Origin of the sequence: Streptomyces colwelliae (assembly GCF_048158785.1) — a bacterium.
Classification (GTDB): Bacteria; Actinomycetota; Actinomycetes; order Streptomycetales; family Streptomycetaceae; genus Streptomyces.
In genome coordinates this window covers 1-8,093 of record NZ_JBLTJC010000428.1, presented here as the reverse complement: position 1 = coordinate 8,093, position 8,093 = coordinate 1, and the positions used below count along the sequence as shown (strand labels likewise).

5 protein-coding genes and 1 pseudogene are annotated in these 8,093 nt (G+C 70.0%); 1 reads left to right on the top strand and 5 read right to left on the bottom strand.

Annotation, left to right across the window (positions count from 1 at the left end):
- Window positions 1-75: 75 nt before the first annotated feature.
- The 5 genes and pseudogenes from ACNFOC_RS46525 to ACNFOC_RS46505 all read right to left on the bottom strand — a co-directional run bounded on the left by ACNFOC_RS46525 (window position 76) and on the right by ACNFOC_RS46505 (window position 5,772).
- Complete coding sequence (locus ACNFOC_RS46525; protein ID WP_416965046.1) at window positions 76-723, bottom strand: GntR family transcriptional regulator; 648 nt, start codon at window positions 721-723, stop codon at window positions 76-78.
- 84 nt (window positions 724-807) lie between these two features.
- Window positions 808-1,953, bottom strand: a pseudogene (locus ACNFOC_RS46520) (TROVE domain-containing protein); the annotation flags it as partial.
- The gene (locus ACNFOC_RS46515; protein ID WP_416965045.1) at window positions 1,878-2,639 is read right to left on the bottom strand and encodes an HNH endonuclease; all 762 of its coding nucleotides are present in this window, start codon (window positions 2,637-2,639) and stop codon (window positions 1,878-1,880) included. The pseudogene ACNFOC_RS46520 and the gene ACNFOC_RS46515, both read right to left, overlap by 76 nt.
- 73 nt (window positions 2,640-2,712) lie before the next feature.
- Window positions 2,713-4,164, bottom strand: coding sequence for an alkaline phosphatase PhoX (locus tag ACNFOC_RS46510; RefSeq protein ID WP_416965044.1), 1,452 nt, complete (start codon window positions 4,162-4,164; stop codon window positions 2,713-2,715).
- 171 nt (window positions 4,165-4,335) lie between these two features.
- On the bottom strand, window positions 4,336-5,772 hold the full coding sequence (locus ACNFOC_RS46505; RefSeq protein WP_416965043.1) for a hypothetical protein: 1,437 nt from the start codon (window positions 5,770-5,772) through the stop codon (window positions 4,336-4,338).
- Window positions 5,773-6,109: 337 nt separating this feature from the next.
- On the opposite strand from ACNFOC_RS46505, the gene ACNFOC_RS46500 reads away from it, so the two are divergent.
- Entirely contained in the window at window positions 6,110-7,933 is a 1,824-nt protein-coding gene (locus ACNFOC_RS46500) for a DUF8508 domain-containing protein (protein WP_416965042.1), read from the top strand.
- Window positions 7,934-8,093 lie beyond the last annotated feature (160 nt).

Below are 8,093 nucleotides of genomic sequence, written 5' to 3'. Positions count from 1 at the left end.
GGGCTCGGGTCAACCGGAGGGCTGGTGAGCGGGAGTGCTCGTGAGCGGAAGGACTCGTGAGCGGAAGGGCTCTGGTCAGTCGAGGTCGGCGAGGCCTTCGAGGCCGCGCCAGATCTCCGCCGTCACGTGGACCGCGTCGTCCACGTCACCGTCGGCGCAGGCCTCGATGAGCCGCTCGTGCAGGCCCGCCGAACGGCAGTTGCCGCCCTCGCCGAAGCGTCGTCGCTCCAGTCGGCGGATGAGAGGGGTGTAGCGGGCGACGGTCGCGGCGGCGGCGCGGTTGCCGCTGACGCGGACCAGGACGTCGTGCAGTTCGTCGTCGGCGCGCAGCGCGGCGTCCACGTCACCGGCGCGCACGGCCGCGGCGAACCGGTCGTTGGCCGCGCGCATCACGTCGACGTCCGTGTCCCGCAGGAGGGGTACGGCGACGCGCGTGACCAACTCGTGCAGGGCACCGACCACGGCGGCGGCGTCCCGCACGTCGGCGGCGATCACCGGAGTCACCCGTGTGTAGCTCTGCGGCTTGCTCTCCAGGAGCCCGTCGTCGACGAGCCGCGAGAACGCCTCCCGCACCGGCGCCCGCGACAGCCCGAGCCGCTCCGCCAGCTCGGCGTCACGCACCACCGCACCGGGTTCGATCTCCCCGGCCACGATGGCGTCGCGGATCGCTTCGTAGGCGCGGTCCCGGAGGAGGGTGCGCGGGACGGGCTGGAGGGCGTTCATAAATTGAAATGTTAGATGTCAATCTCCCGTCGGACAAGAGTGTGGCCCGCACCCCCCGTAGAAGTGCGGGCCACGTGTCGAGCTTCAGGCAGCCCAGGGCCAGTCCGCGTCCCGGGCCGCTTCCAGCAGCGGCACCATCCGGAAGGCCGCGTCCGAGAGGCCGCCGAAGGTGTGCCGGTTGCTCTTGCCGGACGGGCCGTGGCCCGCCCGGTACCCGGCGAGGTTCCAGGTGTAGACCGGCACGCCGACCGGTACCTGCTCGGTCGGGTCGCCGTGCCGGCTGTACGCGTACTGCTCGTCGGTGATGATCAGCACCCGGTCCTGGCCCCGGTAGTGCGAGCGGACCGCCGAGGTGGTGTCGGTGCCGCCCAGGTCGCCGAAGCGGCCCAGGATCTTGAGCACCGACTCGCCCGCGCCGAAGTCCAGGCGCCTGCTCGTGGTGCCGAACTCGACGAGGTCCGCGTCCGCCGCCCGCAGCGCGAGCGCCGTACCGAAGATCGCCGCCGCGTCGGCCCGGTTGAGCTCCGAACGGTCGGACAGCCGCGAGAAGAACATCGAACCCGAGCGGTCCACGAGCACCAGCGTGCGGCCCGGCAGCGCGGGCACGTTGGCCAGCGAGTGGCCGAGTGCCTGCTCCAGCGGGTACGACCAGCGCAGCGAGGGCGCGTGCTGGTAAGCGGCGAGGTACCGGAAGGGGAACTGCCGCGAGCGCGCGACCTCCGCCGGGTCACTGATCTTCGCCGCCACCTGCGCGGCGACCTCGTCCGAGACCCCGGCCTCGTCGAAGTTCCGGAGATTTCGGACGAGCGCCATCGAACCCATGGACGGGATGACCGCCTCCCAGGCCGCCTTGTCCATCGGGCCCTGGAGCCAGCCGGCCAGCGCCTCCCACGTCATCCCGGCCGCCGCGAGCCGCTCGGCACCGTCGGCCGCCGTGACGACCGCGCGCCGCTCGGCGACCGGCAGCACCATCAACTCGCGGTGTGCGGTCAGGACACGGTTCGACGCGGGCGGTACGGCGGTGTCCGGGTGGTGCCGGCGGTCCAGCGCGTACTGGAACAGCTCGCCCTGCCACGCCTTGTCCGGGTCCGGCGCTGCGTGCACCAGGTTGAGGATGTCGCCGAAGCGGTAGCCCTTGGACGCGGTGTCGTACTTCAGCAGCGACGTGCCGCCGTAGAGACGCCGTACGGCGTCGGCGACACCGCGCTTGACGGGATGAGGGGCGCCTCGGCTGGACCTTGGCCGAGCCAGACCTCCTGGTACCGACGACTCTGCTTCCGGCGCACCGGCTGGACGCGGGGATTGTTCAGGTGCTGATAGTTGGGCGTCAGCGCATGGCAGTTCGGGCACAGCAAGCGGACGTCTTCCGGACGGTTCTTCGTCCGGTCTCCGTCGACATGGTCGACGTGCAGGGGAACGCGCCCGGAGACAGAGTTGGCCTCGGCCCAGCCACACTCCTCGCAGCGCTGTCCCCGGAGCAGGACCAGGGCTTGACGAACCCGCCAGTCCGGGCTGCCGTCTTCCCTCGTCCCGCTGGTCTCGCCCGCTTGCCATGCAGCGAACCATCGCGCGAAAGTACCTGTCCGTTCGTAGCGGTCCTCGTTGAAGCAGTCCCACGAACAGTACGGTCCGTCGCAACGGGGGCGCCGCTCGGTCGATCCGCAGCGGAGGCACGGCGCGGGCTCTCCACGCCGTGCCTCCGCCTCCTGCCGGCGCGTCACATTCGCGCAGGTCCGGCTGCAATGGACCGCGCCGCGAGTCAGAATGGGCTTGCCGCACTGAGGGCACGACGGCTTAGGCCTCCGCTTTGACTCAGAACGCTGCAGCGCAGTCCCTTGAAGGCCGCAACGGTTGCTGCAGTAGCGCCGCCGTTTCGACGTCACCGGAGCAGCGCACTGTTCGCACGAATTGGACATGCAGGAACGCTATGTCCAGCGGCGTCCATCGATCACAGAATCAGACAAGGTCACCCATTCGAGTGACTGGCCACTATCGCTTCTGCCGCTTCCAAGGCCCCGTGATCGCCAGCATGATCCCCGGAGTCTGGATGTTCGCGAACAGCGTCTTGCCGTCGGGTGAGAAGGTCACGCCGGTGAACTCGCTGTATTCGGGCTTCTCCGCGGTGCCGATGTTGAGTTCGTTGCGGGCGATCGGGTACGTGCGGCCGCTGTCGGTCGCGCCGAACAGGTGCTGGACGCCCTCGCCGTCCTCGGCGATGACGAGGCCGCCGTAGGGGGAGACGGTGATGTTGTCGGGGCCGTCGAACGCGCCGTCCACGGACGGGTCGGGGTTGACGCCGATGAGGACCTTGAGGGTGAGGGTGCGGCGCTTGGGGTCGTAGAACCAGACGGCGCCGTCGTGCTGGACGGGGCTCTCCGTGCGGGCGAACGAGGAGACGATGTACGCGCCGCCGTCGCCCCACCACATGCCCTCCAGCTTGCGGGCGCGGGTGATCTCGCCGGTGGCGAACTGCTTGCGCACGGAGGTCGTCTTCGCGTCGCGGTCGGGGACGTCGATCCAGTCGACGCCGTACACCGTGCCGATCTTCGTCGCGCGGGAGAGGTCGTCGACGAACTTGCCGCCGGAGTCGAAGCACTTGAAGGCCTCAAGGACGCCCGCGTCGTCGGCGAGGGTGCGGAGCTTGCCGCGGCCGTGGTGGAAGTGCTCGGGCGGGGTCCAGCGGTAGAGGAGGCCGTTCGGGCCCGACGCGTCCTCGGTGAGGTAGAGGTGGCCGCGCTTGGGGTCGACGACCACGGCCTCGTGGGCGTAGCGGCCAAGTGCCTTGATCGGCTTGGGGTTTCGGTTGGCGCGGCGGTCCACCGGGTCGACCTCGAAGACGTAGCCGTGGTCCTTGGTGAAGCCGTTCGTGCCGGTCTTGTCCTCGGTCTCCTCGCAGGTGAGCCAGGTGTCCCAAGGGGTGTTGCCGCCCGCGCAGTTGGTGGCGGTGCCGGCGATGCCGACCCACTCGGCGACGTGGTCGCGGCGGACCTCGACGACCGTGCAGCCGCCGGCCGCGGCGGGGTCGTAGACAAGGCCCTCGGTGAGCGGGACGGGGTGGGGCCAGTTGGCGCGGGGGCCGGCGAGTTCGTGGTTGTTGACGAGGAGGGTGGCGCCGCGCGGGCCGTCGAAGGTGGACGTGCCGTCGTGGTTGGAGGGGGTGAACTCGCCCGATTCCAGCGTGGTTTTTCCGCAGTAGGTGATGACGCGGTATTTGAAGCCGGCGGGCAGGGCGAGCAGGCCGTCCGGGTCGGCGACCAGCGGTCCGTAGCCGACGCCGACGTGCCCGCCGTTGCCGTATTCGGCCGCCGACTCCTCGGCGTCGGTTTCGGTGGACGCGAGGGCGTTCGGCGCGGTGGCGAGGGCGCCGACGCTGCCCGCCAGCGCGACCCCGGCACCGGTGACCGCTGATTTTGTGGCGAAGTCTCTGCGGGTGAGCGACATGGTGTCTCCTGTGACGGTGGGTGTGCCGTGGAGGGTGGCGGACCTCGGTCGGCGCCACGCTCCCGCCCATGTCTGAACAGGAGTTGAACACCGGTCGACTTCTCCGGGCCCTCTTCCATGAATCCGTATGTTCTCACCCATGGGACTCAAAAGCCCCTCGCGTGGACCTCCTCAACTCCCTTGCTGGGAGCGGGCCTTGAAGGCCGCCTTCCGCGCTTCCTTCGCGATCCGCTTGTCCGGGTGCAGCCGGCCCATCGCCTCCAGGACGTCCGCGGTCGCCGGGTGGTCGACCCGCCAGGCCGCCGCGAAGAACCCGTTGTGCTGCTGGGCCAGGCCCTCGACCAGGGCCTGTAGCTCCTCGGAGTTGCCCTCGGCGGCGAGTTGCGCGGCGACCGTGTCGACGGTCAGCCAGAACACCAACTCCTCGGAGGGCGCGGGGACGTCGCTCGCGCCGTGCTCGCTCAGCCAGACCCGGGCGAGCCCGCCCAGTTCGGGGTCGTCGAGCACCTCGCGCAGCGCGGGTTCGGCCTCGCCGCCGACGAGGGAGAGCGCCTGCTGGCAGAGCAGCCGCCGTAGCGGAGCGCCGGTGTCGGCGCCCCGGGCCGCGGCGAGCAACTCCCGTGCCGCGGCGAGGGGTTCACGGCGGGCCAGCCACTGCTCGATCTCGGCCCGCGCGGCCCCCTGCGGGAACGTCGACGTCCCGTCGAGCAGCGCGTCCGCGCCCTTGTCCGCGAGGTCTCCTACGGCGGGGGCGGCGAAGCCGGCTTCGAGGAGGCGGGCGCGGAGGCCGTAGAGGCCGAGGGGGGTGAGGCGGACCATGCCGTAACGGGTGACGTCGGTCTCGTCGACGGGCGCGGCGGGTCCGTCCGTCAGCTCGTCGGGGTCGGCCATGAGGGCCTCGTCGACGGGCTGGTACTCGACGATGCCGACCGGTTCGAGGAGCCGGAACTGGTCGTCGAGGCGCATCATCGCGTCGGAGACCTGTTCCAGGACGTCGTTGGTGGGCTCGCCCATGTCGCTGGGCACGATCATGGACGCGGCCAGCGCGGGCAGCGGGACGGGGCCGTCGCCGGGGCCGTCCTCGTTGACGGTGAGCAGATAGAGGTTGCCGAGGACGCCGTCGAGGAACTCGGCCTCCGCCTCGGGATCCCAGTCGAGTGACGCGAAATCGACCTCGCCACCCTCGTCCACGGCGTCGACAAGACCGTCCAGATCGGGCACGCTCGCGTCCGCGAGGAGGGTATCGAGGGCGCCGAGCCACACCGCGAGCACATCGCCGGGCGAGCCGGAGGTGAGCAGTGCCAGCTCCTCGCCGGCCGCGACGGTGCCCTCCTCCTCGTCGACGACCTCGACGAGCCCGGTGTCCACGGCGACCCGCCAGGCCTCGCTCGCGTCGGCCGCGGCGTCCTCGCCGGTGAGGCCGAGCAGCTCGGCCGCGGCGGGCAGTTGCTCGTCGACAAGGCCGCCACCGGCGTCGATGCGGGTGTCGGGTCCCGCCCAGCGGGCGAGCCGTGCGGCCCGGGCGAGCAGGGGTGTGGACAGCGCGTCGCGCGCCAGCTCCGCTTCGGAGTGCAGCCGCACCGGCGGCAGGGGGGAGCTGTCTGACATCGGTGGGTTCTCCTAGGGCGCCTCGATGGCCGTACGACGGCCGTACACGACACACGACTCAGCCGCTCAGCCTAGACGGATTTCGACCCATGCCGCCCGGTTCATGTTCCGGCCACGAGGAGTACTTGGCCGAAACCTTGACAACTGGACGGCCCCGCAATGAGATTGACGCGCGTAGAAATGTCATGGACACCCGATCCGGGTATGTTCTACGCGCGTCGCCACCGCCCCACCGGTTCGCGGCTCCCACCGCCGTATCACCTGTCCCACCTGTCCCACCTGTTCACGTTCCATCACCCTCGTCCCGGCACTCATGCATGTCCCCGGAGGGATCCCGTTGCCGAGCAAGTCCTCCGCGCGTCTCGCCGCGCTCACCGTCGCCGCCGTCTGTTCCGTGGCGTCCACGATCGTCCTCACCTCGCCCGCGCACGCCGACAGCGTGCGCATCCATGACATCCAGGGCACGACCCGGGTGTCCCCGTACGCCGGCCAGAAGGTCGCGGACGTACCGGGCATCGTCACGGGCGTACGCACCTACGGCTCGTCCAAGGGGTTCTGGTTCCAGGACGCGACCCCGGACGACAACCCGGCCACCAGTGAGGGCGTCTTCGTCTTCACCAGCTCCACGCCGAAGGTGGCCGTCGGCGACTCGGTCACCGTCTCCGGCACGGTCTCCGAGTACGTCCCGGGCGGCGTTGCCACGGGCAACCAGTCGCTGACCGAGATCACCAAGCCGACGGTCACCGTCGTCTCCAGCGGCAACGCCGTACCGGCCGCCACGGTGATCAGCGACCGGTCCGTGCCGAGCAGGTACACCCCGGCCGGCGACACCGCCGCGAGCAGTTCGATCAACGCGTTGACGCTTCAGCCGAAGAAGTACGCCCTGGACTACTACGAGTCCCTTGAGGGCATGAACGTCCAGGTCTCCGACGCCCGCGTGGTCACCGCGACCGACCCGTACGCGGAGCTGTGGGTCACGGTGAAGCCGCACGAGAACGCCACCCCCAGCGGTGGCACGGTCTACGGCTCCTACGACTCGCAGAACGGCGGGCGCCTCCAGATCCAGTCCCTGGGCGCGACGGCGGACTTCCCGGTCGTCAACGTCGGCGACAAGCTCACCGGCACCACGGCCGGCCCGATGGACTTCAACGCGTACGGCGGCTACACGCTGGTCGCGAACGAGATCGGCGCCGTGAAGAGCGCCGGCCTCAAGCGTGAGACGACGAAGAAGCAGTCGAAGAGCCAGCTCGCGGTGGCGACGTACAACGTCGAGAACCTCGACCCGTCGGACGGCACCTTCGCCGCGCACGCCGCCGCGATCGTGAACAACCTCCAGTCCCCCGACATCGTGTCCCTGGAGGAGATCCAGGACAACAACGGTGCCACGGACGACGGCACGGTCGACGCGAGCGTCACGGTGAACAAGCTGATCGACGCGATCGTCGCGGCCGGCGGCCCGAAGTACGACTGGCGCTCGATCAACCCGGTCAACGACCAGGACGGCGGCGAGCCCGGCGGCAACATCCGCCAGGTCTTCCTGTTCAACCCGCAGCGGGTCTCCTTCACCGACCGCGCGGGCGGCGACTCCACGACGGCCGTCGGTGTCACCAAGGTGCACGGCAAGGCCCAGCTGACCGCGTCCCCGGGCCGGATCGACCCGGCCAACGCGGCCTGGAGCGCGAGCCGCAAGCCGCTCGCGGGCGAGTTCGTCTTCAAGGGCAAGACGGTCTTCGTGATCGCCAACCACCTGATCTCCAAGGGCGGAGACCAGCCCCTGACCGCCCAGTACCAGCCGGTCACCCGCAGCTCGGAGACCCAGCGCCACGCGCAGGCGACGGCGGTCAACGCCTTCGTCGACGAGATCCTCGCCGCGCAGAAGAACGCGGACGTCATCACGCTCGGCGACATGAACGACTTCGAGTTCTCCGACACCGCGAAGATCCTCGAAGGCGACGGCGAGCTGTACTCGGCGATCAAGTCCCTGCCGAAGAACGAGCGTTACACGTACGACTACCAGGGCAACGAGCAGGTCCTGGACCAGATCCTGATCAGCCCGTCGATCCGCAAGGACTGCTTCGAGTACGACAGCGTCCACATCAACGCGGAGTTCAACGACCAGATCAGCGACCACGACCCGCAGGTGCTGCGCTTCCAGCCGTAGCACCTGCGGGGCCCACGGGGGGCTCACGGGGGGCGGCGTGTGGACCGAGGCTGGCGGAGACAGTTCGCCGGTCTGCGCGGTGGTCGGCTCCGGATGCGGCGACGCGCAGTCGTACGACCTTGTCGACTGCGTCTATCCGCACATCCCGGCCGGCGGAGAC

Coding starts and splice junctions, on each gene's coding strand:
- ACNFOC_RS46505 (WP_416965043.1), bottom strand. CDS start 5,772: ATGTCAGACAGCTCCCCCCTGCCGCCGGTGCGGCTGCACTCCGAAGCG.
- ACNFOC_RS46510 (WP_416965044.1), bottom strand. CDS start 4,164: ATGTCGCTCACCCGCAGAGACTTCGCCACAAAATCAGCGGTCACCGGT.
- ACNFOC_RS46515 (WP_416965045.1), bottom strand. CDS start 2,639: ATGTCCAATTCGTGCGAACAGTGCGCTGCTCCGGTGACGTCGAAACGG.
- ACNFOC_RS46525 (WP_416965046.1), bottom strand. CDS start 723: ATGAACGCCCTCCAGCCCGTCCCGCGCACCCTCCTCCGGGACCGCGCC.